Source organism: Pseudomonas sp. NFACC13-1 (assembly GCF_900104425.1).
Taxonomy (GTDB): Bacteria; Pseudomonadota; Gammaproteobacteria; order Pseudomonadales; family Pseudomonadaceae; genus Aquipseudomonas; species Aquipseudomonas fluorescens_AA.
This window is the reverse complement of sequence record NZ_FMXV01000030.1, coordinates 1-26,033: the sequence shown is the minus strand read 5'-3', so window position 1 is coordinate 26,033 and position 26,033 is coordinate 1. Positions and strand designations below refer to the sequence as shown.

Annotated in this window: 31 protein-coding genes; 12 read left to right on the top strand and 19 right to left on the bottom strand. The window is 60.0% G+C overall.

Going from position 1 to position 26,033, the window contains the following annotated elements:
- Positions 1–8: 8 nt before the first annotated feature.
- The gene (gene phoB, locus BLQ55_RS26630; protein WP_003177195.1) at positions 9–698 is read right to left on the bottom strand and encodes a phosphate regulon transcriptional regulator PhoB; all 690 of its coding nucleotides are present in this window, start codon (positions 696–698) and stop codon (positions 9–11) included.
- A 152-nt stretch (positions 699–850) separates the two neighbouring features.
- Between phoB and BLQ55_RS26625 the strand changes: the two genes are divergently transcribed.
- Positions 851–1,234, top strand: a complete 384-nt coding sequence (locus BLQ55_RS26625) for a COG4315 family predicted lipoprotein (protein WP_092258309.1) — start codon at positions 851–853, stop codon at positions 1,232–1,234.
- Positions 1,235–1,426: 192 nt separating this feature from the next.
- Here the strand turns inward: BLQ55_RS26625 and ubiA are convergent, their stop codons facing one another.
- Positions 1,427–2,317 carry a 4-hydroxybenzoate octaprenyltransferase gene (gene ubiA / locus BLQ55_RS26620; protein ID WP_014335898.1) on the bottom strand — a complete coding sequence of 297 codons (891 nt, stop codon included), beginning with the start codon at positions 2,315–2,317 and terminating at the stop codon, positions 1,427–1,429.
- Complete coding sequence (locus BLQ55_RS26615) at positions 2,317–2,880, bottom strand: chorismate--pyruvate lyase family protein (RefSeq protein ID WP_092204910.1); 564 nt, start codon at positions 2,878–2,880, stop codon at positions 2,317–2,319. Before BLQ55_RS26615 ends, ubiA begins: the two co-directional genes overlap by 1 nt.
- A gap of 176 nt (positions 2,881–3,056) precedes the next feature.
- On the opposite strand from BLQ55_RS26615, the gene BLQ55_RS26610 reads away from it, so the two are divergent.
- From BLQ55_RS26610 to BLQ55_RS26600, 3 genes are all read left to right on the top strand, one after another.
- Positions 3,057–3,224, top strand: coding sequence for a rubredoxin (locus BLQ55_RS26610; protein ID WP_003177199.1), 168 nt, complete (start codon positions 3,057–3,059; stop codon positions 3,222–3,224).
- A gap of 24 nt (positions 3,225–3,248) precedes the next feature.
- Positions 3,249–4,397, top strand: coding sequence for an NAD(P)/FAD-dependent oxidoreductase (locus BLQ55_RS26605; protein ID WP_092258306.1), 1,149 nt, complete (start codon positions 3,249–3,251; stop codon positions 4,395–4,397).
- Positions 4,398–4,588: 191 nt separating this feature from the next.
- Positions 4,589–4,864, top strand: a complete 276-nt coding sequence (locus tag BLQ55_RS26600; RefSeq protein ID WP_060739802.1) for an HU family DNA-binding protein — start codon at positions 4,589–4,591, stop codon at positions 4,862–4,864.
- A 274-nt stretch (positions 4,865–5,138) separates the two neighbouring features.
- Here the strand turns inward: BLQ55_RS26600 and BLQ55_RS26595 are convergent, their stop codons facing one another.
- Positions 5,139–6,230: an aminopeptidase gene (locus tag BLQ55_RS26595; protein WP_092204894.1), complete on the bottom strand. Its 1,092-nt coding sequence runs from the start codon at positions 6,228–6,230 to the stop codon at positions 5,139–5,141.
- 57 nt (positions 6,231–6,287) lie between these two features.
- Here BLQ55_RS26595 and BLQ55_RS26590 point away from each other — a divergent pair, with 57 nt between their 5' ends.
- Together BLQ55_RS26590 and BLQ55_RS26585 are read left to right on the top strand one after the other, a co-directional pair.
- Positions 6,288–6,701, top strand: a complete 414-nt coding sequence (locus tag BLQ55_RS26590; protein ID WP_092204895.1) for a PA0061/PA0062 family lipoprotein — start codon at positions 6,288–6,290, stop codon at positions 6,699–6,701.
- Positions 6,702–6,742: 41 nt separating this feature from the next.
- On the top strand, positions 6,743–7,168 hold the full coding sequence (locus BLQ55_RS26585; protein WP_092258304.1) for a PA0061/PA0062 family lipoprotein: 426 nt from the start codon (positions 6,743–6,745) through the stop codon (positions 7,166–7,168).
- A 6-nt stretch (positions 7,169–7,174) separates the two neighbouring features.
- Here the strand turns inward: BLQ55_RS26585 and BLQ55_RS26580 are convergent, their stop codons facing one another.
- Entirely contained in the window at positions 7,175–7,408 is a 234-nt protein-coding gene (locus BLQ55_RS26580) for a DUF1161 domain-containing protein (protein ID WP_060739798.1), read from the bottom strand.
- Between the two features lie 149 nt (positions 7,409–7,557).
- Positions 7,558–7,989 carry an OsmC family protein gene (locus tag BLQ55_RS26575; protein ID WP_060739797.1) on the bottom strand — a complete coding sequence of 144 codons (432 nt, stop codon included), beginning with the start codon at positions 7,987–7,989 and terminating at the stop codon, positions 7,558–7,560.
- A 238-nt stretch (positions 7,990–8,227) separates the two neighbouring features.
- Between BLQ55_RS26575 and BLQ55_RS26570 the strand changes: the two genes are divergently transcribed.
- Positions 8,228–9,229: an LLM class flavin-dependent oxidoreductase gene (locus BLQ55_RS26570; RefSeq protein WP_092258301.1), complete on the top strand. Its 1,002-nt coding sequence runs from the start codon at positions 8,228–8,230 to the stop codon at positions 9,227–9,229.
- Positions 9,230–9,283: 54 nt separating this feature from the next.
- On the opposite strand, the gene BLQ55_RS26565 is transcribed toward BLQ55_RS26570, so the two are convergent.
- Positions 9,284–9,505: a DUF1161 domain-containing protein gene (locus BLQ55_RS26565; protein ID WP_092258298.1), complete on the bottom strand. Its 222-nt coding sequence runs from the start codon at positions 9,503–9,505 to the stop codon at positions 9,284–9,286.
- Positions 9,506–9,621: 116 nt separating this feature from the next.
- On the bottom strand, positions 9,622–9,837 hold the full coding sequence (locus tag BLQ55_RS26560) for a dodecin (protein ID WP_003177209.1): 216 nt from the start codon (positions 9,835–9,837) through the stop codon (positions 9,622–9,624).
- 156 nt (positions 9,838–9,993) lie between these two features.
- Between BLQ55_RS26560 and BLQ55_RS26555 the strand changes: the two genes are divergently transcribed.
- Complete coding sequence (locus BLQ55_RS26555) at positions 9,994–10,320, top strand: ElaB/YgaM/YqjD family protein (RefSeq protein ID WP_003196426.1); 327 nt, start codon at positions 9,994–9,996, stop codon at positions 10,318–10,320.
- Here BLQ55_RS26555 and BLQ55_RS26550 read toward each other — a convergent pair.
- Positions 10,293–11,210 carry a LysR family transcriptional regulator gene (locus BLQ55_RS26550; RefSeq protein ID WP_092258295.1) on the bottom strand — a complete coding sequence of 306 codons (918 nt, stop codon included), beginning with the start codon at positions 11,208–11,210 and terminating at the stop codon, positions 10,293–10,295. The genes BLQ55_RS26555 and BLQ55_RS26550 overlap by 28 nt on opposite strands.
- 112 nt (positions 11,211–11,322) lie before the next feature.
- Between BLQ55_RS26550 and trpB the strand changes: the two genes are divergently transcribed.
- On the top strand, positions 11,323–12,555 hold the full coding sequence (gene trpB, locus BLQ55_RS26545; protein ID WP_053127073.1) for a tryptophan synthase subunit beta: 1,233 nt from the start codon (positions 11,323–11,325) through the stop codon (positions 12,553–12,555).
- Positions 12,555–13,367: a tryptophan synthase subunit alpha gene (gene trpA / locus BLQ55_RS26540; RefSeq protein WP_092258292.1), complete on the top strand. Its 813-nt coding sequence runs from the start codon at positions 12,555–12,557 to the stop codon at positions 13,365–13,367. The genes trpB and trpA overlap by 1 nt, the downstream gene beginning before the upstream one ends.
- A 97-nt stretch (positions 13,368–13,464) precedes the next feature.
- On the opposite strand, the gene BLQ55_RS26535 is transcribed toward trpA, so the two are convergent.
- The 10 genes from BLQ55_RS26535 to BLQ55_RS26490 form a co-directional block, all read right to left on the bottom strand.
- Positions 13,465–15,426, bottom strand: a complete 1,962-nt coding sequence (locus BLQ55_RS26535) for a DUF7844 domain-containing protein (protein WP_092258290.1) — start codon at positions 15,424–15,426, stop codon at positions 13,465–13,467.
- Entirely contained in the window at positions 15,423–15,743 is a 321-nt protein-coding gene (locus BLQ55_RS26530; protein WP_003187020.1) for a DUF2388 domain-containing protein, read from the bottom strand. The genes BLQ55_RS26535 and BLQ55_RS26530 overlap by 4 nt, the downstream gene beginning before the upstream one ends.
- 27 nt (positions 15,744–15,770) lie before the next feature.
- Complete coding sequence (locus BLQ55_RS26525; protein WP_092204901.1) at positions 15,771–16,079, bottom strand: DUF2388 domain-containing protein; 309 nt, start codon at positions 16,077–16,079, stop codon at positions 15,771–15,773.
- A 106-nt stretch (positions 16,080–16,185) separates the two neighbouring features.
- Positions 16,186–16,503, bottom strand: coding sequence for a DUF2388 domain-containing protein (locus BLQ55_RS26520; RefSeq protein WP_092204902.1), 318 nt, complete (start codon positions 16,501–16,503; stop codon positions 16,186–16,188).
- Positions 16,504–16,824: 321 nt separating this feature from the next.
- Positions 16,825–17,040 carry a DUF1127 domain-containing protein gene (locus BLQ55_RS26515; protein ID WP_003187014.1) on the bottom strand — a complete coding sequence of 72 codons (216 nt, stop codon included), beginning with the start codon at positions 17,038–17,040 and terminating at the stop codon, positions 16,825–16,827.
- A 319-nt stretch (positions 17,041–17,359) separates the two neighbouring features.
- The gene (locus tag BLQ55_RS26510; RefSeq protein ID WP_092258287.1) at positions 17,360–18,853 is read right to left on the bottom strand and encodes an acetyl-CoA hydrolase/transferase family protein; all 1,494 of its coding nucleotides are present in this window, start codon (positions 18,851–18,853) and stop codon (positions 17,360–17,362) included.
- A gap of 199 nt (positions 18,854–19,052) precedes the next feature.
- On the bottom strand, positions 19,053–20,489 hold the full coding sequence (locus tag BLQ55_RS26505; protein WP_092204904.1) for an NAD(P)(+) transhydrogenase (Re/Si-specific) subunit beta: 1,437 nt from the start codon (positions 20,487–20,489) through the stop codon (positions 19,053–19,055).
- On the bottom strand, positions 20,489–20,812 hold the full coding sequence (locus tag BLQ55_RS26500) for an NAD(P) transhydrogenase subunit alpha part 2 (protein ID WP_003187010.1): 324 nt from the start codon (positions 20,810–20,812) through the stop codon (positions 20,489–20,491). Before BLQ55_RS26500 ends, BLQ55_RS26505 begins: the two co-directional genes overlap by 1 nt.
- Before the next feature lie 15 nt (positions 20,813–20,827).
- Positions 20,828–21,949 carry a Re/Si-specific NAD(P)(+) transhydrogenase subunit alpha gene (locus BLQ55_RS26495; RefSeq protein ID WP_060739788.1) on the bottom strand — a complete coding sequence of 374 codons (1,122 nt, stop codon included), beginning with the start codon at positions 21,947–21,949 and terminating at the stop codon, positions 20,828–20,830.
- Positions 21,950–22,383: 434 nt separating this feature from the next.
- On the bottom strand, positions 22,384–23,280 hold the full coding sequence (locus BLQ55_RS26490; RefSeq protein WP_092258284.1) for a LysR family transcriptional regulator: 897 nt from the start codon (positions 23,278–23,280) through the stop codon (positions 22,384–22,386).
- A 156-nt stretch (positions 23,281–23,436) separates the two neighbouring features.
- Here BLQ55_RS26490 and BLQ55_RS26485 point away from each other — a divergent pair, with 156 nt between their 5' ends.
- Together BLQ55_RS26485 and BLQ55_RS26480 are read left to right on the top strand one after the other, a co-directional pair.
- A complete protein-coding gene (locus tag BLQ55_RS26485) occupies positions 23,437–24,618 on the top strand; it encodes an acyl-CoA dehydrogenase (protein WP_014335919.1) in 1,182 nt (393 codons plus the stop codon).
- Positions 24,619–24,631: 13 nt separating this feature from the next.
- Positions 24,632–25,852 carry a CaiB/BaiF CoA transferase family protein gene (locus tag BLQ55_RS26480; RefSeq protein WP_092204907.1) on the top strand — a complete coding sequence of 407 codons (1,221 nt, stop codon included), beginning with the start codon at positions 24,632–24,634 and terminating at the stop codon, positions 25,850–25,852.
- Positions 25,853–26,033 lie beyond the last annotated feature (181 nt).

Here is a 26,033-nt window from a genome sequence, read left to right as displayed (position 1 = left end):
GGCTCGGATCAGGCCTTGGTCGAAAAACGATAACCGGTGCCGCGCACGGTTTGTACCAGATTTTCATAAGCATCGCCGAGGGCCTTGCGCAGGCGCCGGATGTGCACGTCCACGGTGCGTTCCTCGACGTAGACGTTGCCGCCCCAGACCTGGTCCAACAATTGGCCGCGGGTGTAGGCACGTTCCTGGTGAGTCATGAAGAATTGCAGCAGGCGGTATTCGGTCGGCCCCATCTCGGCGGGTTTGCCGTCGATGGTCACGCGGTGACTGATCGGGTCGAGCAGCAGGCCACCGACTTCAATCGGCGCTTCGCCATCGGTCGGCCCGGCGCGGCGCAGCACGGCTTTCAGGCGCGCCACCAGTTCCCGTGGGGAAAACGGCTTGGTGATGTAGTCGTCGGCGCCGACTTCCAGGCCCTGGATCTTGTTGTCCTCTTCGCCCTTGGCGGTGAGCATGATGATCGGGATATCCCCGGTCAGCTCGTCGCGCTTGAGGCGTCGCGCCAGTTCGATGCCTGACGTGCCGGGAAGCATCCAGTCCAGCAGGATCAGGTCGGGCTTGCGGTCGACGATGATGGCATGGGCCTGTTGAGAGTTTTCTGCTTCCATGCAGTCATAGCCGGCCATCTCCAACGCAACGGCGATCATCTCGCGGATGGGTGCCTCGTCGTCGACGATCAGAATGCTCCTGCCAACCATGGGGTAATCCTCTTGTCATTTAACTGTCTTGCGCCGCATTAGATAACGGAATTATTGCAGTCGTGTGACAGTTATTTCCTGGTCCTGCAGCAAGGAGGATCCTGGACTAAGCTTTTCAGTCCGAATCCTGACAACCACAAAAGAAGGTTTCCATGACTTACTTCACCCAATCCATCAAGGTTCTGGCAGTCACGGTTGCCCTGGCGCTGCCGACCTGGGCGTTCGCGGCTGAACCGGCGATGGAAAAAGACGGCATGTTCACCGATCACAAAGGCATGACGCTGTATACGTTTGCCAAAGACTCGGGCGGCAAGTCGATGTGCAACGACAAATGCGCCGCCAACTGGCCGCCGCTCAAGGCTGAAAGCGACGACAAATCCATGGGCGAATGGACGGTGATCAACCGTGACGACGGTACGAAGCAGTGGGCCTACGATGGCAAGCCGTTGTACACCTTCGTCATGGACAAGAAGGCGGGGGACATGACCGGTGACGGTAAAATGGACGGCGCCTGGAAGGTCGCCAAGCCCGACTGACCACCCCGAACGCTTTTGTGGCGAGGGAGCTTGCTTCCGCTGGGCTTTGTAGGAGCTGGCGAAGCCTGCGATCTTTTGATCTTTCGCTCCAGACTCAATTGGCAGTGGAAAGATCGCAGCCTCGCTTCGCTCGTCAGCTCCTACAAGCCCCGGCGCCACAAAGGCTTTCGGTTCACCGCTGGGTCAGCGGCCTCAGCGCAACGCGTAATCCAGCACAATCCCCACGAAAATCGCCAGCCCGGCCCAGTGGTTGTGCAGGAACGCCTGGAAGCAACGCATCCGGTCCCTGCCTCGGGTGTACCAGAACTCCCAGGCGAAGCACGCGGCAGCGGCCACCAGCCCCAGGTGGAACCAGCCACCCAGCTGGAATTTCGATCCGGCCAGCAGCAGGCAGCCCAAGGCCAGGCCTTGCAGCGTCAGGATGATCACCCGGTCGGCATCGCCAAACAGGATCGCCGTGGATTTCACGCCGATGCGCAGGTCATCGTCCCGGTCGGTCATTGCGTAATAGGTGTCGTAGCCCACCGTCCACAGCAGGTTGGCGATGTACAGCAACCACGCGGCCGCCGGCAGATGCCCGGTTTCGGCAGTGAACGCCATCGGCATGCCCCAGGAGAACGCCGCGCCCAGCACCACTTGCGGGTAGTAGGTATAGCGCTTCATGAACGGGTAGCTGAACGCCAGCGCCAGACCGCCGAGGGACAACAGGATGGTCGGTGCATTGGTACACAGCACCAGCAGGAAGCTCACGCTCATCAGCACGGCGAAGAACACCAGCGCTTCTTTCGAACTGATCTTGCCGCTCACCAGCGGGCGCTGCTCGGTGCGTTTGACGTGGCCGTCGACCTTGCGGTCGGCCCAGTCATTGATCACACAGCCGCCAGCGCGGGTCAGCACCACGCCGAGGACGAAAATCACCACGTTGGCGATGGACGGCGAACCTTCGCCGGCAATCCACAACGCCCACAGCGTCGGCCACAACAGCAGGTAGATGCCGATGGGCTTGTCCATACGGGTCAGTTGCACGAAGTCCCACGCCCGTGGATTCAGGCGATTCAAGGATTTGAGCAGTTGCACGTACATCAAGCATTCTCCGAATAGGCGCGGGCGACGGTCCACAGGCGTGGCAGGAAGATTTCCGCCACCAGGACGCTCAATGCACCGCGATCGAAACGTGAACGGCGGCCCCACAGCCCGCTGGCGCGGACGTCTTGCGGCAACCCGGCCTCGGGGTAATGGCAAACCTCGATGGCCCGGCGCTGGAACGCCTGGTCGCAAAACAGCAATTCGCCCAGGGAGCGGCTGCCCAGTTCGTCCATCTGCAAGCCGTCACCCTGCAAGGCGCTGCGCGCCGCCACACTGCGGGCGAACACCCAAGGCTGGTCACGGCCGCGCAGATACACTTCGCGTACCCAGCCCTCGCTGCCCTCGGCCAGGTCCAGGGCGGCACATTCGTCGGCGCGCAACGGCTGCCAGCCTTCGAACAGCGGCGTCACGCTGAAATGGCCGTCCGACAGGCGCGTGAGGCGCCGGGTCAGGGAGCCTTCGTCGAACAGCCAATCGAGTACACCCGCATCGGGGCGGGGCGACAGCAGGTGCTGAGGCAGCCATTGGAGTGTAGGAAATATCGAATTTGTATGCGGCACAGAGGTCTTGAATGGCAGCAAATGAGGCCGCGAGCTTACCATGTCGGTCGCCGGTTTTGACGGGCCCGGCCGGCTGCCCTGCCGATCGTGCTTGCATCTGTCGCAACCGATCAGTACAAAACGGCCCTGAGCCGGAAAATACCGGCCAAGGCCTGACATCTTGAGGAAGTATTGGAATGAAGAAGTGGCAATGTATTGTCTGCGGCCTGATCTACAACGAAGCTGACGGCTGGCCTGACGATGGCATCGCGCCCGGCACCCGCTGGGAGGACGTACCGGCAGACTGGCTGTGCCCGGACTGCGGCGTCGGCAAAATGGATTTCGAAATGATCGAAATCAACTGATCGTTTCATCAAATGGAGAGCAACATGAGCGCACCTGTCGTCATCGTCGGTACAGGCCTGGCCGGTTATAACCTGGCCCGGGAGTTTCGCAAGCTCGACAGCGAAACCCCGTTGCTGCTGATCACTGCGGACGACGGTCGCTCGTATTCCAAGCCGATGCTCTCCACAGGCTTTGGCAAGAACAAAGACGCCGACGGCCTGAGCATGGCCGAGCCGGGGGCCATGGCCGAGCAACTCAAGGCCGAAGTGCGCACCCATACCCGCATCAGCGGCATCGATCCGGGTCATAAACGGCTGTGGATCGGCGAAGAGGCGGTGAACTACCGCGACCTGATCCTGGCCTGGGGCGCCGAAACCGTGCGCGTGCCGGTACAGGGCGACGGGGCGGACCTGATCTTCCCCATCAACGACCTGGAAGACTACGCACGCTTCAGGGCCGCGGCGGCCGGCAAGCGCCGGGTGTTGCTGCTGGGTGCCGGCCTGATTGGCTGCGAGTTCGCCAACGACCTGAGCCTGGGTGGCTACGAAGTACAACTGGTGGCGCCGTGCGAGCAAGTCATGCCGACGCTGTTGCACCCGGCCGCCGCGGCAGCGGTCCAGGCCGGGCTGGAAAGCCTCGGTGCACGCTTCCACTTGGGTCCTGTGCTCAACCGCTTGCAGAAGGTCGCCGACGGTCTGGAGGCGCATCTGTCCGACGGCCAGGTGATCGCCTGCGACCTGGTGGTCTCGGCCATCGGCCTGCGTCCCCGTATCGACCTGGCAGCCGCGGCCGGCCTGGTGGTCAATCGCGGCGTCGTGGTCGACCGTCACTTGAAAACCTCTCACGCCAATATCTACGCCCTGGGCGACTGCGCCGAGGTCGACGGCTTGAACCTACTGTATGTCATGCCGCTGATGAGCTGCGCCCGGGCCCTGGCCCAAACCCTGGCCGGCAACCCGACTGCCGTCAGCTACGGCCCCATGCCGATTACCGTGAAGACCCCGGTGTGCCCCTTGGTGGTGTCGCCGCCGCCGCGAGGCCGCGAGGGCGTGTGGAGCATCGAAGGGCAGGGGGCGGATATCAAGGCGCTGTGCCGCGACGCTCAAGGCAACCTGTTGGGCTATGCCCTGACAGGCACGGCGGTGATGGAGAAACTGGCGCTGAACAAGGAGCTTCCAGCCCTGCTGGCGTAAATACTGGTCGTTCTGTCGCAAAAACCCTACTTTTGGTCCCACAAAGGTCGCCCGGACACTGGCGCCGTTTTCGGCACCGTGCCATCCTCACTCCCGTCTGCCGCAGAGTAGAGCCTGCGGCGCCTTAGGGGCTGTTCCAAAGAGAGCAGCACGGACATAACAACAAAAAAACCGTCAAAGGGGCTTCATTCATGCGTAAACCAGAACTCGCCGCCGCTATTGCGGAAAAAGCAGACCTCACCAAAGAACAAGCCAACCGCGTCCTCAACGCCGTCCTGGAAGAAATCACCGGCGCCCTGCACCGCAAGGACAGCGTTACCCTGGTGGGCTTCGGCACTTTCCTGCAACGCCACCGCGGCGCCCGCACTGGCAAAAACCCACAGACCGGTGAACCGGTGAAGATCAAGGCCAGCAACACCGTTGCCTTCAAACCAGGCAAGTCCTTGAAAGAAAGCGTCAACCCATAATTGCTACGAGTACCTCGGCCGGGGGAAAGAAAGCGGCAATCAAAAGGGCATATCGATGAGTCGGTATGCCCTTTTTTGTGCGGGGTTGCTGGCTGTGGCCAGGCATCCAATGTATGGAGCTTGCTCGCGATAGCGGTGGGTCAGCTTGCTTCAATGGTGTCGGTACTGTCGTCATCGCGAGCAAGCTCGCTCCCACACGTGTTCGTCGCTATGCATGCCATCAGGCTTGACGCAGATCCAATGTGGGAGCGAGCTTGCTCGCGATGACGTCCGCCTAGTCAGCGGAAGTCTTCGGCTGCGCCAAGCCCTTCAAGGCCGCCTTGCGCGCTTCGATCGGCAATTCGCCCAGCTTTTCCACCGCCGCATAAAAGGCAACCCAATCACCGCCCTCGCGCCTGAATAGCGCCGCAAACGCCGGCACCCACTGGTCGTACAGCCCGAACGGCAATAGTCGCGCATTGTTCAGGGGCGCGTAGACCCAGGCGTCGTAGCGTTTGTCGCCCGCCCACTGGGTGTCGCGCATTTGCACATAGTCGGCACGCAGGCGCTCGAATTCCGCCGCTTTGCGTTGGCGCATCTGTTCGACTGTCAGGGGCTGGGCGTAGAGGGTTTCCAGGCGCTGGCGGGTGTCGAGGATCAGTTGGATGAACTGGTCGCGCTGGCGCACCTGCTTGCCATTGCCCGGCGCCAGCCCACGACTGGCACGCCATTGCCGGGTGCCTTCCTGTTCAACGAAGGTGGCGAAGGATTCATTGAATTCGGTGTCGTCCTTTACATAAAACCGCTGGTGCGCCAGTTCATGAAAGATCAGCGTCGCCAGGCGTTCGTCGCCCCAGTGCATCATCGAGCTCAGGATCGGATCGTTGAACCAGCCCAGCGTCGAATAGGCCTCTACACCGCCAATCGCCACGTCCATGCCCTGCAAGCGCTGCAACGCGGCCTCGCCACGGGCGGCGCCCTGGCTGTAATAACCGCGATAAGCCACGCAACCGGCTATGGGGAAACAATGATTCTGCGGCGCCAGGGAAAATTCTGGCGTGGCAAAGACATTCCAGACTACGAATGGCCGGCCTATATCCGCATACAGGCGATAGCTTCGATTGTCCGGTAAATGCAGGTGGTCGCTGGCAAACGTCCGTGCCTCGCGCGCCTTGGCCAGGTGTGCCTTGAGTTGGGTATCACGAGCGGGGTCGGCGATGACTTGGTCGATAGGCTCTCGGGCCTGTAACAACCGCAGCTGTCCGCCGACGAGCTGGCTGTAGTAACCGACGCTACTGCAACCGTTCAGTAACAAAAGCAGGAGGCCTGGAAACAAAATCTGGAAAACACGGTCGAGTAACCGATGGCTTGAACGCGGCCTGATCAATTGGAATCACCCTGGGAAGTCTGCCCACAGACTATCTCGCTTGCCTGGAGCTTCGCTATGCGCGTGTTGATGCTGACGAGTGGCCTGTTGCTGCTGACCGGTTGCGCCGGTTTGCCTGATCCTGATCCCTCCCAAGCGTGGATCGACCTGGGAAACCAGCAGGACACCGCGCTACAAGCGCTGGAAGTCGATGACAAGATGTCCATTGACCGGCGTTATTTCGAAGTTCAACCCGGCAGCCACGAGCTGACGGTGCGTTATCAATTTGCCGTCGAGCCCGGCAACATCGGCCCCGATGCCGAGCCGCTGTGGCGCGATTGCCGGTTGAACCTGACATTCAAGGACTTCAATGCCGGCCAACGTTACCAGCTACAGGCCGGCAGCATTGGTTTCCGACCGTGGGCCAAGCTTTACGATCAGCAGCGCAAAGTAGTGGGGCAGGGTACACCGGCGGGCTGCCAGCAAAGTTGATCGGCGTTATGCTCAAGACCTGATTATTCAGGAAACTCACCATGCGCCTTCACATGTTGTTAATGGTCTCCGTTGCCATGGGCGGTTGCACAGCGACCCCGTTGCCATCGGTCGATCCGAACATGGCCTGGGTCGATTTCGCGACGCCTACGCCGGGAGGCAAGGTTCTGATGGCTGAAAAGCTGGATGGCCAGAGGCTGCGAGACGGACGCTTCTTCCAGGTTTCGCCGGGTAGCCATGAATTGGAAGTACGCTTCGACTTCGAGGTATTTGGTGGCGGTGGGCTGGGTTTGATGAGCGAGCCGCAAGAACGACTGTGTTATCTGACCGTGCGATACGATCATTTCATGGCCGGCCAGCGCTATCGCCTGGAGGCGCGTAACCTGGCATACACCCCAAGCGCCCGACTTTATGACGCCAAGCGAGAAGTCGTTGCCGAAGACCGACAAGCCCGCTGCATGCCATAGGACCTCTTAGCGGTCGTTCTTCTGGTAGATGATTTTCTTCGTGCCGTTTTCGCAAGTGCCCACCACCATGTTCTGGTCGTGGACTTCATCATTTGTGACGATTTCCAGCGTGTAGGACGATACGTTATTGGCCTGGATCTTCGCTTCGATTTCCGCTTTCAGCTCTTCACAGGATTTGGGTGCGGCAAGGGCTGATGTCGCGAATGCACAGCCGATGACCACCAGGGCTGATCGTTTCATGTTCGAATTCCTCATGGCAGCGCGCACTGCCTGTGCGCTGAAACTGCGGGCTTCATTCGACCATAATTGCGCCGGGGTAAACAGCTCGACCGCATTCAATAAATCGCAGCCTTCGCCAGCGTCGGCAAAGGCTGCGATCCTTTCATGCGTCAGCTCACCAGCGTCGCATCCAGGGTGATGTTGGCGTTCAGCACCTTGGAAACCGGGCACCCTTCCTTGGCCTTCTTGCTCAGTTCATCGAATTGCGCCTGGCTGGCACCGGGGATTTTCGCCTTGAGCACCAGCTTGACCGCTGTGATCGCAAAACCGCCCTCGACCTGGTCCAGGGTCACTTCGGCGTTGGTGTCGATGCTGTCGGCCTTGAGCCCGGCATCGCCGAGGATCATCGAAAAGGCCATGGAAAAGCAGCCGGCATGGGCCGCGCCGATCAACTCCTCGGGGTTGGTACCCTTGCCGCCTTCGAATCGTGCCTTGAAGCCATAGGGCGCTTCGCGCAACACACCGGTTTCCGTGGAGATGGAGCCGATGCCGGTTTTCAGGTCACCTTCCCAATGAGCCGATGCTTTCTTGATGATAGCCATGTCTGCCTCCTGAAGATTCGGCGCGAAAGCCGCGCCTGGGTGTTTTTTAACTGTCTGGGTTGTGAGGATAGACCGCCCGTAAAAGTTCACCCTGTCGATTAGCCGACGAATTTAGTAGGAAATTTCGTCTCTGCTATTGAAACTCGGGTATATGCCCACATTGCATGGAACACACCTATAGAAACGGCAGGCTTTTGCCCATAGGAAAAGCCCGGAACGCCGTTGGAGATCCCGGCCCATGAAACAGCTGTCCGACGTGAAATTCTCAACCCTCGACCTGGTGCCTGTCCGCGCCGATGGCAATGCCGCCCAGTCCCTGCGCAACTCGCTGGACCTGGCGCAGCACGTGGAAAAATACGGCTACACCCGCTTCTGGGTGGCCGAACACCACAACATGGACGGTATCGCCAGTTCGGCGACGGCAGTGCTGCTGGGCTATCTGGCGGGGGGCACTTCGACCATTCGCGTCGGCTCCGGCGGCGTCATGCTGCCCAATCACGCGCCGTTGATCATTGCCGAACAGTTCGGCACGCTGGAAAGTCTCTACCCGGGTCGTATCGATTTGGGCCTGGGACGTGCGCCAGGTTCCGACCAGATGACCGCGCGGGCGTTGCGTCGCGAGCGTTCCGGCAGTGCGGACGATTTCCCCGAGGACGTGGCCGAACTGATGCGCTATCTCGGCCCGCGTACCCCGGATCAACGCATCATCGCCATGCCCGGCACCGGGACCAACGTGCCGGTATGGCTGCTGGGTTCGAGCCTGTTCAGTGCGCAATTGGCCGGTGAGCGCGGTTTGCCCTACGCATTCGCCTCCCATTTCGCACCACGCTTCATGCACGAGGCGATTCGCATCTACCGTAACCACTTCAAACCGTCGGCGGTGCTCGACAAGCCTTATGTGATGCTCGGTGTACCGCTGGTCGCGGCGGATACCGATGAACAGGCCGATTACCTGGCAACGTCGGTGTACCAGCGGATCCTGGCGCTGATGCGTGGCCAGAGCCTGGTGCAGCGTCCGCCGGTGGAAACCATGAACGGTCTGTGGTTGCCCCATGAGAAAGAGGCGGTTGGCGATTTCCTGGGCCTGGCCATGGTCGGCGGTCCGCAGAAGATTCGCGCCAAGCTGCAAGTATTGATCGAGCAAACCCAGGCCGATGAGCTGATTTTCACCAGTGACCTGTATGAACATGCCGATCGCTTGCACTCCTACAAGTTGCTGGCGCAGGTCATGAAAGGCTGAATGACGCCCATGAAAAAGCCGACGCAATGCGTCGGCTTTGATGTTCGAAAAGAATCATTTTTTATAGATGATTTCTTTCGCGCCGCCCTCACATTTGCCGACGACTTTTCCGTCAGTCGCTGTGCCTTTATCGACGATTTCCAGCGAATAACCTGACACGCCCTTGGCGTCCAGCTTCGCTGCGATCTCGCTTTTCAGCTCTTCGCAGGGCTTACCGGCCGCAAACGCACCACCGGTAAGGCTCAGCAAACCCAGGGCCACCATCAACTTTTTCATCGCTCGCACTCCTTGGTCGGATCAAATAGGGCAGGTATTGGAAAAACGTAATGCGCAAACCATAGCGCATCGCCACTCCCTATGGCACTCCGCCAGCGTGCAAGTTCAAAAGAACCTCAGCTATTGGCTATCCGGAACCCGACTTTGATGGTCACTTGAAAGTGCGCGGCCCGGCCATTTTCGATGTGGCCGCGGGTTTCCGTGACTTCGAACCATTCCAGGTGCTTGAGGCTTTTGCTGGCCTCGGCCAGGGCATTGTTGATGGCGTCTTCAATGCTGGTGGGAGAGGAGCCGACCAGCTCGACTTTCTTGTAAGTGTGATGATCACTCATGGGGATTCTCCTTGGTTGTGTTTAACAGCCTAGCAGCGATTTTTCGCCTTACGTGTGTCGTCGTTCGCGCGCTGAAGTTCAGATTTACTGCACTTTCAGAAACGACTGGAGTCCCAATTCACACACGCCACTCAACCACTGCAGGAGAGAGCCACCATGGCCAGCAATTCGTTACGCAAAGCCTCGTTGCAAAGCATGGAAGCGGAGATCGAGAGTCTGCTCAAGTCGTTGGAAAGCCTGAAGGACGACGCTTCGGACGAGTCGCGTAAGACCCTCAAGTCGCTCAAGGCCAATGCCGAGAACGCGCTGAAACATTCTCGTCATCTGCTCAGCGATGCCTATGAAGAGGTCAAGGTGAAAACCCGTGAAACCGGGATCGCCACACGCGACTACGCGCAGGAACATCCATGGACCACGGCCGGTGTCGCAGTCGGTGCGCTGGGTCTGCTGGCCGCTTACCTGCTGTGCAAGCGCGGTGACTGAGTCGGTAGGCTCAGCTCATGCCTGAGCCACTGGGCCAATTGCCTGGCGCGCCCGTCTGCGGCGCGCTTGGGCAGCCACAACGCCAGTCGCGCAGCGGTTTCATCGAAGCCCCATGGCGCGACCAGGCGACCGGCGCGTACGTCCTCGGCCACCAGCGGCTGGGGCGCGATCGCCACGCCTAACCCCGCTACGGCGGCCTCCAGCAAATAATACAAATGCTCGAATCCTTGCCCGAACTTCAGTGCCTGGGGTTCGAGGGCGTTTTGTCGTGCCCAGGTCGGCCAGGCCTGGGGGCGGGACGTGGTGTGCAGTAACGGCTCGTTCAGCAGCGCGCTGGCCGGTGCGGCTTGCAGGCGCGCGAATCCGGCGTAGTGGGGGCTCATCACCGGGCCGATCCGCTCGCTCACCAGTTCGTACACCTGCATGTCGGCCGGCCATGGCGGCTCGGCGAATATCAGCAAGGCATCCAGCCCCGGTCGCCTGGGGTCCAGATCGCCTTCGCCGGCGGACAGGTGCAGGCGCAAATCCGGCAGGTCGGCGTTGAGCCTGCCCAGGCGGGGAATGAACCAGCGCGCCAGCAGGCTTCCCGAGCAGCCCAGGACAAACGGGGCATCTGCCGTGCTTTGCATGAGCTCCGCGCAAACACCGCGCAACCGCTCGAACGCATCGGCGCTGACGTCCCGCAGGCGCAAGCCGGCATCTGTGAGTTTCAGGCCGCGCCCGTCCTTGATGAACAAGCTGACGCCCAAATGCTCTTCCAGCACCTTCAGCTGTCGACTCACGGCCCCATGGGTGACATGCAGCTGTTCGGCCGCCTGGCTTACGCTGTTCAGGCGGGCGGTAGCCTCGAAGGCGCGCAAGGCGTTGAGAGGAGGAAGATCGTGGCTCATCTTATCTGTGAGTTTTCCTGACAGGTTGTGGCGATCTTATCGGTTTTCACTGGGGGATGTCAGGGGTAGAGTGAACCTCATCGTCTTTCAACGCATTTGCCTGGAGCGCCCGATGACCCAGCCTACGACCCCTTTCAACCTGCGCAGCGGCCCCGACGCCAACGGCCTGTTCGGTGCATTCGGCGGCCGCTATGTGGCCGAGACCTTGATGCCGCTGATCCTTGATCTGGCCCGTGAATACGAAGTGGCGAAGGAAGATCCGGCCTTCATTGAGGAGTTGGCCTACTTCCAGCGCGACTACGTCGGTCGCCCAAGCCCGCTCTACTTCGCCGAGCGCCTGACCGAATACTGCGGCGGCGCCAAGATCTATCTCAAGCGTGAAGAGCTGAACCACACCGGCGCGCACAAGATCAACAACTGCATCGGCCAGATCCTGCTGGCGCGGCGCATGGGCAAAAAACGCATCATCGCCGAGACCGGCGCCGGCATGCACGGCGTGGCCACTGCCACCGTGGCCGCGCGTTTCGGTCTGGATTGCGTGATCTACATGGGCACCACCGACATCGAACGCCAGCAGGCCAACGTGTTCCGCATGAAGCTGCTGGGTGCCGAAGTGATCCCGGTGGTCGCCGGTACCGGCACGCTGAAGGACGCGATGAACGAGGCCCTGCGCGACTGGGTCACCAACGTCGACAGCACGTTCTACCTGATCGGCACCGTGGCTGGCCCGCATCCGTATCCGGCCATGGTGCGCGACTTCCAGGCCGTGATCGGCAAGGAAACCCGCGATCAACTGCAAGCCCAGGAAGGTCGCCTGCCGGATAGCCTGGTGGCGTGCATCGGCGGCGGCTCCAACGCCATGGGCCTGTTCCACCCGTTCCTGGACGACAAGAGTGTCGAGATCATCGGCGTCGAAGCCGCCGGTTATGGCATCGAGACCGGTAAGCATGCGGCGAGCCTGAACGGTGGCGTTCCGGGTGTACTGCACGGCAACCGCACCTTCCTGTTGCAGGACGACGACGGCCAGATCATCGATGCCCATTCGATTTCCGCAGGTCTCGACTACCCCGGTATCGGCCCGGAACATGCCTGGTTGCACGACATCGGTCGCGTCCAGTACACCTCGGTGACCGACGCCGAAGCCCTGGAAGCCTTTCACAAATGCTGTCGCCTGGAAGGGATCATTCCTGCACTGGAGAGCGCCCATGCCCTGGCGGAAGTGTTCAAGCGCGCACCCAACCTGCCGAAAGATCACCTGATGGTGGTCAACCTGTCCGGCCGTGGCGACAAAGACATGCAAACCGTGATGCACCACATGGAACAGTCCCAGCAGGAGAAACACTGATGAGCCGCCTGCAAATCCGTTTTGCCGAACTCAAGGAACAGAACCGCGCCGCCCTGGTCACTTTCGTCACGGCCGGCGACCCGAACTACGACACGTCGCTGGCGATTCTCAAGGGGCTGCCGGCGGCCGGTGCCGACGTGATCGAGTTGGGCATGCCGTTCACCGACCCGATGGCCGACGGCCCGGCGATCCAGTTGGCGAATATTCGTGCCTTGGGCGCCCAGCAGAACCTGGCGAAAACCCTGCAGATGGTTCGCGAGTTCCGTAAGGACAATACCGATACGCCGCTGGTGCTGATGGGCTACTTCAACCCGATCCACCGTTATGGCGTGCAACGTTTCATCGGCGAAGCGCTGGATTGCGGTGTCGATGGCCTGATCGTTGTGGACATGCCGCCCGAGCACAACAGCGAACTGTGCGAACCGGCCCAGGCGGCTGGCCTGGACTTCATCCGCCTGACGACGCCGACCACCGACGATGTGCGTTTGCCGACGGTGCTCAATGGCAGTTCGGGTTTTGTGTACTACGTGTCGGTGGCGGGCGTGACCGGTGCCGGTGCCGCGACGCTGGAGCATGTGGAAGAAGCCGTGGCGCGACTGCGTCGCCATACCGATCTGCCCATCAGCATTGGTTTTGGCATTCGCACGCCAGAGCAGGCTGCCGCCATCGCACGATTGGCCGATGGGGTAGTGGTGGGCTCGGCGCTGATCGACCATATCGCCAGCGCCGAAACATCGGAGCAGGCAATTGATGGGGTGTTGAGCTTGTGTGCCGCCCTGGCCGATGGTGTGCGCAAGGCGCGTCTCGGTTGATTTGATTCAACTGACAGCCACAAAAAAGGGTTCAGAACGGGGTTCTGAGCCCTTTTTTATTCCACCAGGAGCAGTCTTGACGCTGCTTTTTGCAGGGTCAAGGCAACTCCAACCCGCCCCCGGCCTTGTGCAGCTTGCGCAAATGCTCGCCAATTTCTTTCACATTGGCCTCGCTCGCCGCAATTTCAGCTGCGCGGCTCGGCTCGAGCAGCGCCCGGACTTCCTTGTCCAGGTCGCCTGTCAGCGTTTGCAGTTGTTTCTGCCGTAAGCTGCTTTCCGATTCCAGGCGTTGCCACTCGCTGGGTTGCGGCAAGCCGTAGCCGCTGCTGCCCAACAGTTCGGCCGGACGGCTCAGGAAACCGCTGTTGGCGAGGATCTGCTGCAGCGTCGCATTGGCCCGTTCCATACCGCCGTTCTGCAATTCACGGGCGCCGAGGTAGCGCTGTTTGACTTCATCCTGCGCCAACAACAATTGCCGGCGATAACTGGCCTGTTCCAGCAGCAACAACGCCGCGCTGGTGCGCAGGTCGGCCTGTTCGAACCAGACGCGGCGTTCGGCGGCGTCGAGTGCCAACCAGTCTTCCACCGTTTGCTGCTTGATCGGCAGATACTTCTTCAGCACCTCGAACATCGCCTGGTATCGCTCGCGGAATGAGTCGAAGCGGTAGCCCATCCGCAGGGCTTCCTTGGGATCATCCAGCACGCTGGTATCCGCCAGGCCCCGGCCCTTGAGTACCTCCAGCAGGCCGTTGGGCATGATGCTGTCCAGGCCCTTGAGTTGCTCGTTATTGCTGCCGCTGCGCAACAGCTTCAAGCTCTCCACGGCGCAGTTATTGGACAGGAAGTAATAGTTGCCGTCGTAGCTCCAGTGCATTTCGGCGGCGTGCTCGACCGTTTCCTCGATCTCGGTGCGCGACAGGTTCAGCGGCACCGATGCCAGGCTGCGCAGTTCGGTCTTGGTGTATTCGTCGATCACCTGGGCCAATGGCAATACGAACAGGCGCGATGGGTATTTGCCGACCAGCCCGTCCCAGCTCGACAGCTGCACATCGCCCACGAATGCGCGGTATGACAACACCAGGTGTTGGTCCAGATCCAGTCGGCAGTCCGGGCCACGTGGGCGGCCCGGCGCGCAGATCACCAGCCGGAGCATGCTGTGGCCCCAGCGACTCACCCAGTTCTGATTGGCCTCGGCCAGCAGGTAATCGATGGCATAGACCCGTTCCGGATCGACCTTGCCCAGCGGTGTCTTGGCGAAATCGTTTCCGGCGTTGAGGAAGGCGAACGATTGGGCGCAGGTGTCCTTGGCGGCGGGTGCCCAACCGAAGTGTTCCTGGTAATAGCGATACAGGGCGGGGCGTCGGCAGGCATAGCTGGAGTCCAGGAGAAAGTACTCCATGTTGACCGCGACGAACTCCTTGGGGCTGCTCGTTTCATAGAGATCCGGGCTGCGGGCGACCTGGCGGTTGTGCTGTTCCCGTTCACCGCGACGGCCGACGTATTGTGGCCAGCCGGCGAGGTCCAGCAAGCGAGGATCATCGCTGAGGGTGAAACGGCGGTCGTTCTGGCCCCGGCATTCATCGGGAAGACCGATCAACCCGGCGCTGCTGTTGCGTCGGGTGCAACGCTGGATCAGTGCGCGTTCGGTCTCTGGCCATAGACGCGAGCGGTCATAGATGTGGGTCAGTTCATGCAGGACCGTGGCGAGCATTTCCCGGCGCACGGTGCCGTGGGGGCGATGGGTCTTTTGTGTCGCGGCGCTGCCGTCGACAAGGCTGTCGAGCAGGTTGCTATTGAGGTCCAGTTGCGACACCAGCGAGGCCTGGCCGTAGGCATTGGCGGGCATCTGGTTGGTCCAGCCGACATCGATGCGCCGGTCCAGCCGCTCGATGAAGCGCGGCGGCAGGGCCTGCATGGCTTCGTCGAGCAGCGCCTGGCTGGCCTGCTGTTGCGCCGGGCTCAGGCCTTCGACGTTGAGGTGCAATTGCAGGCCGGCCTGGGCCATGCTGCCCGTGAGCAGCAAGACCCCGGCCGCCAGCCAGGCGGCGAACCGCCTCACAATGCGAGGATGGCTTCGGCGAGAACCTGGTCACTGGCGTCGCGGGCTTCCGGCACGCGGGTGCGCAAGGTGTCGAAGGCGGCCTCGAGATGAGCGCCACGAATTTCACCATTGCTGGCGACAAAACTGGCTGCATCGTCATGGGCTTCGCGGACGATTTTCGAATCACGGATGGACGTGGTGGTGTCGGAAGTGAAATCGATCGTGCGCTGGGAAGCGCGAACGATGATGTTACTGGTGGCTACCAGGGTATGTGCCTGGGCCACATCGGCCAACACCAGCAGGCCTAGGGCGGCAGCAATCAGCGGGCTACGCATGGAACGACTCCGGAAAAATAAGGATAGCTATTGGACGAGAATTGCCTGTGCCAGTTCAAGGTCGCTGACGTGAAGTTTTGGCTGGGTCCGGCGCAGGTAATCCAGGGCCGATTCCAGTTGTGCACCTCGCAGTTGCCCGTCGCTGGCGACGAATGCCGCAGCGTCATCGTGAGCGGCGACGATCAGTTTATGGTCGAAGGGCGCAGAGGTCACCATGCTCGTGGCATAGCCGCTGACCACCACTTGCTGGGTGGACACATCGAAGGCATGGGCCGGAACAGACCAGCAAGAAACGATGAAGAACGACGCGATGAACAGATCTGAGTAGAAACGCATGGGACTCGACGGTTGATGGCGAGTTTGAAGGCTAGCGCAAACCCGCGGGCCAGAGCCAGCACTGAAACATCGGAACACCATTTGGTGCCCGATGTTTCATGTTGCATCAGATCACCAGGATGGCCTGGGCCAATTGCGCATCTGTGGCGTTGAGCTGTGGGGCCTGCTGGCGGATGTAATCCAGGGCGCTTTCCAGTTTCACACCACGGATGGCGCCTTCGCTGGCGACGAAGCTGGCGGCGTCATCACGGGCGGCTTGAACGATCTTGTTGTCACGCAGGGATGAGGTTGCATCGGAGGTCGCGTCGGAAGTGGCCTTGAGTGCTCCGACGATGGAGTCGGTGGTGACGATGAAGCTGCTGGCGTTGGAGTGGGCGGCTACGGCCAGCAGGGCAGCTGCGCTGAGCAGGCGAAGACGGATCATGATGAAACTCCTTGAATGATGAGGTGATGCCGGTGCGTGTAGCTGGAAGAGGAGACGCATGTTCGACTCGCTTCGCCACGTTCGGCTCGATATTAGGACAGGAACGCGTTGGCTGACAGCCCTTGCGACAGTCATTGACGGCAGGGGAGCGGCTTACTGTACTGGTGTGTTTTATACATTTCTAAAAGTGTTATGTCTCCAGCGCTTTCGTCAAATCGGGCCCGGAAACGACAAGACCCGTCGCGGTTACCCGCGACGGGTCTTGTTTGTTCAATTCGGTGCTGGCGGTGGACCCGGTGGGTCAGGGCCAGCGACGCTGAGTTAGCGCCAGAACGGCTTGCTCAGCTCTTCGTAGCGTTGTGCTTCGCTGATACCGGCATCAGCCAGCAGGCGCGAATCCAGACGAGCCAGTTGGTGACGGCTGGCGATGCGGCGCTGCCACAACATCAGGTTGGCGATAACGCGAAGAGGCAGGGAAGCCTGGTTTTTTTCAGCTTTGTCTTCGAAAAACAGCTCGGAACTGAGTGTACGTTCCATGGTTGACATCCTTCCGCTTGTGGCGGGATTAGGTAGTGGTTTGACTGGTGCCCATGATCCTCTCGTTTGGCCAGTCTCTCTAGATACAGTTCACCTGTATTGTGAGAGACCAGTTAACTGTTAAAGAGTGGTGTACTGGTCGATATTGAGGCAACTGTACCTGTCTGCACGATATTGGTGCAATTTAGTGCGTTCGTCGTTGTTTCATGGGAAAAGACTGTAAGAAAACACCGGTACAGCAGTACAGTTTTTGTCGGTCCTGGCTCGAATGACGGGCTTCAACCAAAACTGTATTTGCGATAACGGTGATCCAGCTGTATCAGACGGCCAACATGCGTCCGGTTTCTTCGAGGTTCAGGTGCCAACTCAGTGCATCGCGCAGGATATGCGGGGTATGCCCGCCCAAGGCGCACGCGGCGTCGAAATACTCGTTCAAGGCCTTGTGGTAATTGGGGTGTACGCAATTGTCGATGATCACTCGCGCGCGCTCCCTGGGTGCCAGGCCCCGCAGGTCGGCCAGGCCGATCTCGGTCACCAGGATGTCGACGTCATGTTCGGTATGGTCCACATGGCTGACCATCGGCACGACGCTGGAAATGGCCCCACCCTTGGCAATCGATTTCGTGACGAAAATCGCCAGGTGGGCATTGCGGGCGAAATCCCCTGAGCCGCCGATGCCATTCATCATCCGCGTGCCGCAGACATGGGTGGAATTGACGTTGCCGTACAAGTCGAACTCCAGCGCGGTGTTGATAGCGATGATGCCCAGGCGACGTACGACCTCGGGATGGTTGGAGATCTCTTGTGGGCGCAGGACCAGCTTGTCCTTGTACCTTTCCAGGTTTCCAAACACATCGGCATTACGTCGACCCGACAGCGTGATCGAACTGCCGGAGGCGAAACTCAGCTTGCCGGCGTCGATCAGGTCAAATGTCGAGTCCTGCAAAACCTCGGAATACATGGTCAGGTCTTCGAACGGGGAATCGATCAGCCCGCACATCACGGCATTGGCGATGTTGCCGATCCCGGCCTGCAACGGCCCGAGCTTGTTGGTCATGCGTCCGGCCGAAACCTCCTGCTTGAAGAAATCGATCAGGTGATCGGCAATGGCCTGGGTGTCGCTGTCCGGTGACGCGACGGTCGAAGGCGAGTCGCCTTGGTTGGTAATAACAATGGCGGCGATTTTTTCCGGCGGGATCACAATGGCGGGGCTGCCAATACGGTCGTCGACTTTCACCAGGGGGATGGGTGTACGGGTGGGGCGATAGGTCGGGATATAGATGTCGTGCAGCCCTTCCAGATTCGGATTGTGAGCCAGGTTGATCTCGACGATCACTTGGCGGGCGAAAATGGCGAAGCTGGCTGAATTACCCACCGATGTGGTGGGTACGATATGTCCTTGCTCGGTAATGGCCACGGCTTCGATCACGGCAATATCGGGCAGCTTGAGCTGGCCGTTGCGCAGTTGCTCGACAGTTTCCGAGAGATGCTGATCGATGAACATCACCTCGCCCGCGTTGATCGCCTTGCGCAGCGTGCTGTCGACCTGGAACGGCATGCGGCGCGCCAGTACACCGGCTTCGGTGAGCTCCTTGTCGAGGTCATTGCCCAGGCTCGCACCGGTCATCAGGCTGATTTTCAGCGGGGTGACCTTGGCGCGTTCAGCCAGGGCGTGGGGCACCGCTTTCGCTTCTCCGGCGCGGGTAAAGCCGCTCATGCCGACGGTCATGCCGTCCTGAATCAACAAGGCTGCTTCGGCAGCGCTCATCACTTTATTCAATAACGAAGGCAAGCGGATGCGATCACGGTACATAGGTGGTTATCTCGGGCTGGAAAGCAAGATGCGCAGTCTAGTGAATTAGCGCTGTGCCCGACCCGCTACAAAGGTCGCATTTCAGGCGTCTATTACGGACGTTTCGGACAAAACATCATTACCGGATCGGTAATATTTTGCCTTGATACAAATCAAAACGCCCCGACAGGTCGGGGCGTCTTGGGTAAAGCGGCGAGGGTTATTCCACCGCTTTGACCATGTCTTCGATGACCTTCTTGGCGTCACCGAACACCATCATGGTCTTGTCGAGATAGAACAGCTCGTTGTCCAGGCCCGCATAGCCGCTGGCCATTGAGCGTTTGTTGACAATGATGGTCTTGGCCTTGAACGCTTCGAGGATCGGCATGCCGGCAATCGGCGACTTCGGATCGTTCTTCGCCGCCGGGTTGACTACGTCGTTGGCGCCCAGCACCAGCACCACGTCGGCCTGGCCAAACTCGGAGTTGATGTCTTCCATTTCGAACACCTGGTCGTAAGGCACTTCGGCTTCGGCCAGCAGGACGTTCATGTGCCCGGGCATGCGACCGGCCACCGGGTGGATCGCATATTTGACGGTCACGCCGTGGTGGGTCAGCTTCTCGGTCAGTTCTTTCAGCGCGTGCTGCGCCCGGGCCACCGCCAGGCCATAGCCCGGCACGATGATCACGGTATCGGCGTTGGTCAGCAGGAAGGTGGCGTCGTCAGCCGAGCCGGATTTCACCGGGCGGGCTTCTTTCGAACCGGCCGGGCCAGCCGCATCCGCGCTGTTGCCGAAACCGCCGAGCAGCACGTTGAAAAACGAACGGTTCATCGCCTTGCACATGATGTACGAGAGGATCGCACCGCTCGAGCCCACCAGAGAACCGGCAATGATCAGCATCGAGTTGTTCAGCGAGAAGCCGATGCCCGCTGCGGCCCAACCGGAATAACTGTTGAGCATCGACACCACCACCGGCATGTCCGCGCCGCCGATCGGGATGATGATCAGCACGCCCAGGACAAAGGCCAGGGCCAGCATCAAGGCGAACGCGCCGAGGTTGCCGGTGAACATGAAGGTCAGGCCCAGGCCCAGCGTCGCCAGACCCAGGATCAGGTTGAGCTTGTGCTGGCCACCAAACTGTACCGGTGCGCCTTGGAACAGGCGGAACTTGTACTTGCCCGAAAGCTTGCCGAACGCGATCACCGAACCGGAGAAGGTGATTGCACCAATGGCTGCGCCGAGGAACAGCTCCAGACGGTTGCCGGTCGGAATCGAATCCCCCAGTTGCTTGACGATGCCCAGGGATTGCGGCTCGACGACAGCCGCGATGGCAATGAACACCGCCGCCAGGCCGATCATGCTGTGCATGAACGCCACCAGCTCCGGCATCTTGGTCATTTCGACGCGCTTGGCCATGATCGAGCCGGCGGTACCGCCAACCAGCAGGCCGACGATGACGTAGCCGATACCGGCGGTAGCCAGCTCAGCGCCGAGCTTATAAATGAGGCCTACGGTAGTGAGCACCGCCAATGCCATGCCGAGCATGCCGAACAGGTTGCCTCGGCGGGAGGTGGTGGGGTGCGACAGGCCTTTGAGGGCCTGGATGAAGCAGATCGACGCGATCAGGTAAAGCGTCGTTACCAGGTTCATGCTCATTACTTGGGCGCCTCTTCTTTTACGGCTTTCGGGGCTTTTTTCTTGAACATCTCGAGCATGCGGCGCGTCACGAGGAAGCCACCGAAGACGTTCACCGCGGCCAGGGCCACGGCGAGGGTGCCCATGGTCTTGCCCAAAGGAGTCACGGTCAGCGCGGCGGCGAGCATGGCGCCGACGATCACGATCGCCGAAATGGCGTTGGTCACCGCCATCAACGGTGTGTGCAGCGCGGGCGTTACGTTCCAGACCACGTGGTAACCGACATAAATCGCCAGCACGAAGATGATCAGGTTGTAGATACCGGGGGAGATAAGCTCTTCCATTGTCTGAATCCCTGCTTAGGCGTTTTTGCGGATGACTTGGCCGTCGCGGCACATCAGGCACGCGGCGACGATGTCGTCTTCCAGGTTCACGTCGAACTGACCTTCCTTGGTGAAGACCAGCTTCAGGAAGTCCAGCAGGTTACGGGCATACAGCGCCGAAGCGTCCGCCGCGACTTCACCGGCCAGGTTGGTCGGGCCGCAAATGGTCACACCATTCTCGATCACGACCTGATCGGCCACGGTCAGCGGGCAGTTACCACCCTGGGCTGCCGCGAGGTCGATGACCACCGAGCCGGGTTTCATCTGCGCGACGGTTTCGGCACTCAGCAACGTCGGTGCCTTGCGGCCCGGAATCAATGCGGTGGTGATGACGATGTCAGCCTGTTTGGCGCGCTCGTGCACGGCTTGGGCCTGGCGCTGCATCCAGCTGGCCGGCATCGGCCGGGCATAACCGCCGACGCCGACGGCGCACTCACGCTCTTCGTCGGTCTCGTAAGGCACATCGACGAACTTCGCGCCGAGGGACTCGATTTGCTCCTTGACCGCCGGGCGCACATCCGAAGCCTCGATCACCGCGCCCAGGCGCTTGGCCGTGGCGATCGCCTGCAATCCGGCGACGCCCGCGCCGAGAATCAGCACGCGCGCCGCTTTCACGGTGCCCGCGGCAGTCATCAGCATCGGCATGAAGCGCGGATAGTAATGGGCGGCCAGCAACACGGCTTTGTAACCGGCGATGTTCGCTTGAGACGACAGCACATCCAGGCTCTGGGCTCGGGAAGTACGTGGCGCGGCCTCAAGGGCGAAAGCGGTAATGCCGCACTCGGCCAGCTTGGCGATGGTTTCGTTGTTGAACGGATTGAGCATGCCCACCAGAACGGTGCCGCTCTTGATCAGCGTCAGTTCGCTGTCGCTGGGCGCCACCACCTTGAGGATCAGCTCGGCCCCGAATGCATCACTGGCGCTGCCAATGGTTGCGCCCGCTGCCTCATAGGCACTGTCGATAACGCTGGCCTTGATACCGGCGCCGCTTTGAACAGTGACTTTATGGCCTTGGCCGATCAACTTCTTGATGGTTTCCGGGGTAGCAGCAACCCGTGTTTCACCCGTTTGGGTTTCGAGGGGAACACCAATGTGCACGTCAAATCTCCTGCGTGATCTTATTGAGTAAACCCAGGCACTTCGGATGGTGCGGCTGGGGCGGCCGATCAGCACGGTCCCGCCAAACCAGGCGGGGCGCGGCATTTTGCAGGCGAAAATTCAGCCCTTCAAGAGATTATGACAGGTGACGGAAAATTAACTACAAGTCACCCTGTGACCGAATGTCGCGATTATCGATCGGCAGCCCTTGTGGGCCGTGCTTTCCAAGGATTCAGGTTCAAATTGACAATTTTCCCCATCGGCCAGATGAATAAGCGCTGATGTGTTGGGTGATATGGCTCGAAGCCATGTATTTAGACGCTTTGGAGACTACTGCACGGGCTGGATAACAGATTGACTGAATGCGACATAAACTTATATCTGTAGCGACTTCTGTTGGTTTACTACCTGAGTCTATTTTTGATTTTTCCTTATTAATCAATAAGATAATTATTTGCTTGTTTCACGAGCCAGTCACGAAAAGCTCGAAGGGAGGCGGATTCGACTTTTCGCTCCGGAATCATCAGGTAGTAGGCCTTGATGCTTAACAGCGCGTTACGGTTGGCCACGACCAGTCGTTTCTCTGCCAGTTCGCGTTGAATCAAAAAGGGCGGAATCAGCGCGATACCCATGTCGTGCATAGCCGCTTGGGCGAGCATGGAGAATAGTTCATAACGCGGTCCTGTCAGGTCTCGTGCGATATTCAGGTTCTGGGCGTTGAACCACTGGCGCCACGCATATGGACGAGTGGTCTGCTGCAGCAAGGGCAGATCGGCAATCTCCTCTGCGGTCAAGCCCTTGCGACCGTCTAGCAAGGCGGGGCTGCATACCGGCATCGGGTTTTCGCCCATCAGCTTGTGGGATTCGGTACCGGACCAGTCTGCATCGCCAAAATAGATGGCGGCGTCAAACTCCGTATCGGCAAAGAGAAAGGGACGCGTGCGGTTGGTCAGGTTGACGGTGACTTCCGGATGCTGCTGCTGGAAGTCCTTGAGGCGTGGCAGCAACCATTGGGTGCCGAAGGTCGGCACCACGGCCAGCTCGATCACGTTCGCGCCGGTGTGCCCCATCACTGAAAGTGTGTCGCGCTCGACGGCATCCAGTTGGGTGGCAACGCGTCGGCTGTAGGAAAGACCGGCTTCGGTCAGTTTGACGCCGCGGCGCGAGCGTCGGAAAAGCTCCACGCTGAGGAAGTCCTCCAGGCTGGCGATCTGTCGGCAGATAGCGCCTTGGGTGAGAGAAAGCTCCTGCGCTGCCTTGGTGAAGCTTTCATGGCGCGCGGCAGCCTCGAAACTGACCAGGGCGGCGGTACTGGGGATTTTACGGCGCATGTACGTAAGCCTCACTCAAGACCTATATAAACGGGGTTCTTAGCGTTTACGGAGTGAGAAATTAGCACAGGTTAGTGCGTAATCCTCGTTTGCCCTTGTAGGAAACCGCGCCTAGGATCAATCCACGATTTTCATTCAATTGGCGAGGACTCTTTCATGGCCGGTAAAGCGAGCTTCAACTGGATCGATCCGTTGTTGCTGGATCAGCAGCTCACCGAAGAAGAACGCATGATCCGCGACACTGCCGAGCAGTTCGCCCAGCAGAAGCTCGCACCACGAGTGCTGGAAGCGTTCCGTCATGAAAAAACCGACCCGGCGATTTTCCGCGAGATGGGTGAAGTCGGCCTGCTGGGGGCTACCATTCCTGAACAGTACGGCGGCAGTGGGTTGAACTACGTCAGCTATGGCCTGATCGCTCGTGAAGTAGAGCGGGTCGATTCCGGTTACCGCTCGATGATGAGCGTGCAATCCTCGCTGGTCATGGTGCCGATCAACGAATTCGGGACTGAGGCGCAGAAACAGAAGTATTTGCCGAAGCTGGCGTCGGGTGAGTGGATCGGCTGCTTTGGTCTGACTGAGCCGAACCATGGTTCCGACCCGGGTGCGATGATCACTCGTGCGCGCAAAGTGGAAGGCGGCTACAGCCTGACGGGCAGCAAGATGTGGATCACCAACAGCCCGATCGCTGACGTATTTGTCGTCTGGGGCAAGGACGACGCCGGTGACATCCGCGGCTTCGTTCTCGAAAAAGGCTGGAAGGGGCTGAGTGCGCCGGCCATCCATGGCAAGGTCGGGCTGCGCGCCTCGATCACTGGCGAAATCGTCATGGATAACGTATTCGTTCCGGAAGAGAACATCTTCCCGGATGTCCGTGGCCTGAAGGGCCCCTTTACTTGCCTGAACTCGGCGCGCTACGGCATCTCCTGGGGCGCCTTGGGGGCGGCTGAGTTCTGCTGGCATACCGCTCGCCAGTACACGCTGGACCGACAGCAGTTTGGTCGCCCGCTCGCTGCGAATCAGTTGATCCAGAAGAAACTGGCCGATATGCAGACTGAAATCACGCTGGCCCTGCAGGGATGTCTGCGTCTGGGGCGTATGAAAGACGAGGGCACGGCGGCGGTCGAGATTACCTCGATCATGAAGCGCAACTCCTGCGGCAAGTCTCTGGATATCGCCCGCATGGCGCGGGACATGCTGGGCGGCAACGGTATTTCCGATGAGTTCGGCATCGCGCGTCATCTGGTGAACCTGGAAGTCGTAAACACCTATGAAGGCACGCACGATGTGCATGCGCTGATTTTGGGGCGTGCGCAAACCGGTATCCAGGCGTTCTACTAATAGGAGAACGGTCATGGGCGCGCTTTCGCATCTGCGGGTATTGGATTTATCGAGGGTATTGGCCGGGCCGTGGGCCGGACAGATCCTGGCGGACCTGGGGGCTGATGTCATCAAGGTCGAGCGTCCCGGCAATGGTGACGATACGCGTGCCTGGGGGCCGCCCTTCCTGAAGGATGCCCGAGGCGAGAACACGACCGAAGCCGCTTATTATCTTTCAGCCAATCGCAACAAACAGTCGGTGACCATCGACTTCACGCGACCAGAGGGGCAGCGGCTGGTGCGAGAGCTGGCGGCCAAGTCCGACATCCTGATCGAGAACTTCAAGGTGGGCGGCCTGGCGGCGTATGGCTTGGATTATGACTCGCTAAAGGCGATCAATCCGCAATTGATCTATTGCTCGATAACCGGGTTTGGCCAGACCGGCCCTTACGCCAAGCGCGCCGGGTATGACTTCATGATCCAGGGATTGGGGGGCTTGATGAGCCTGACCGGTCGCCCTGAAGGCGATGAGGGTGCGGGGCCGGTGAAGGTAGGGGTCGCGTTGACGGATATCCTCACGGGGCTGTATTCGACCGCTGCCATTCTGGCGGCGTTGGCCCATCGTGATCATGCCGGCGGCGGGCAGCACATCGATATGGCCCTGCTGGATGTTCAAGTGGCTTGCCTGGCCAACCAGGCGATGAACTACCTGACCACGGGCAGCGCGCCGAAGCGGCTGGGTAATGCTCATCCGAACATCGTGCCTTATCAGGATTTTCCTACGGCTGATGGCGATTTTATCCTGACGGTGGGTAATGACGGCCAGTTCCGAAAGTTCGCTGAGGTTGCCGGTCAACCGCAGTGGGCTGATGATCCGCGTTTTGCCACTAACAAGGTGCGGGTGGCGAACCGGGCGGTGTTGATTCCGTTGATTCGCCAGGCGACGGTGTTCAAGACCACCGCCGAATGGGTGACTCAGTTGGAGCAGGCCGGTGTGCCGTGTGGGCCTATCAACGACTTGGCCCAGGTGTTTGCCGATCCTCAGGTACAGGCACGTGGGTTGGCGATGGAGCTGCCTCACCTGCTGGCCGGTAAAGTGCCGCAGGTGGCCAGTCCGATTCGACTGTCCGAGACGCCGGTGGAATATCGCCATGCGCCTCCTTTATTAGGGGAGCATACGTTGGAGGTGCTGCAGCGAGTGTTGGGGTTGGACGAAGCTGAGGTCATGGCGTTCAGAGAGGCTGGGGTGCTGTGAGTCTTCTCTTCTATATAAAGGAGCGTGTAAAAGGGCAAAAGCGACAGGGTTTACCGGTGCTGCGCAACTTATTGATAGAAAAGCGAAATTAAGGGTTGACGGCAGATTCTGGAAGTCTATAATTCGCCCCACTTCCGGCGCAGTCGAAACGGAAAACTCCTTGAGATTCAATGAGTTAAGT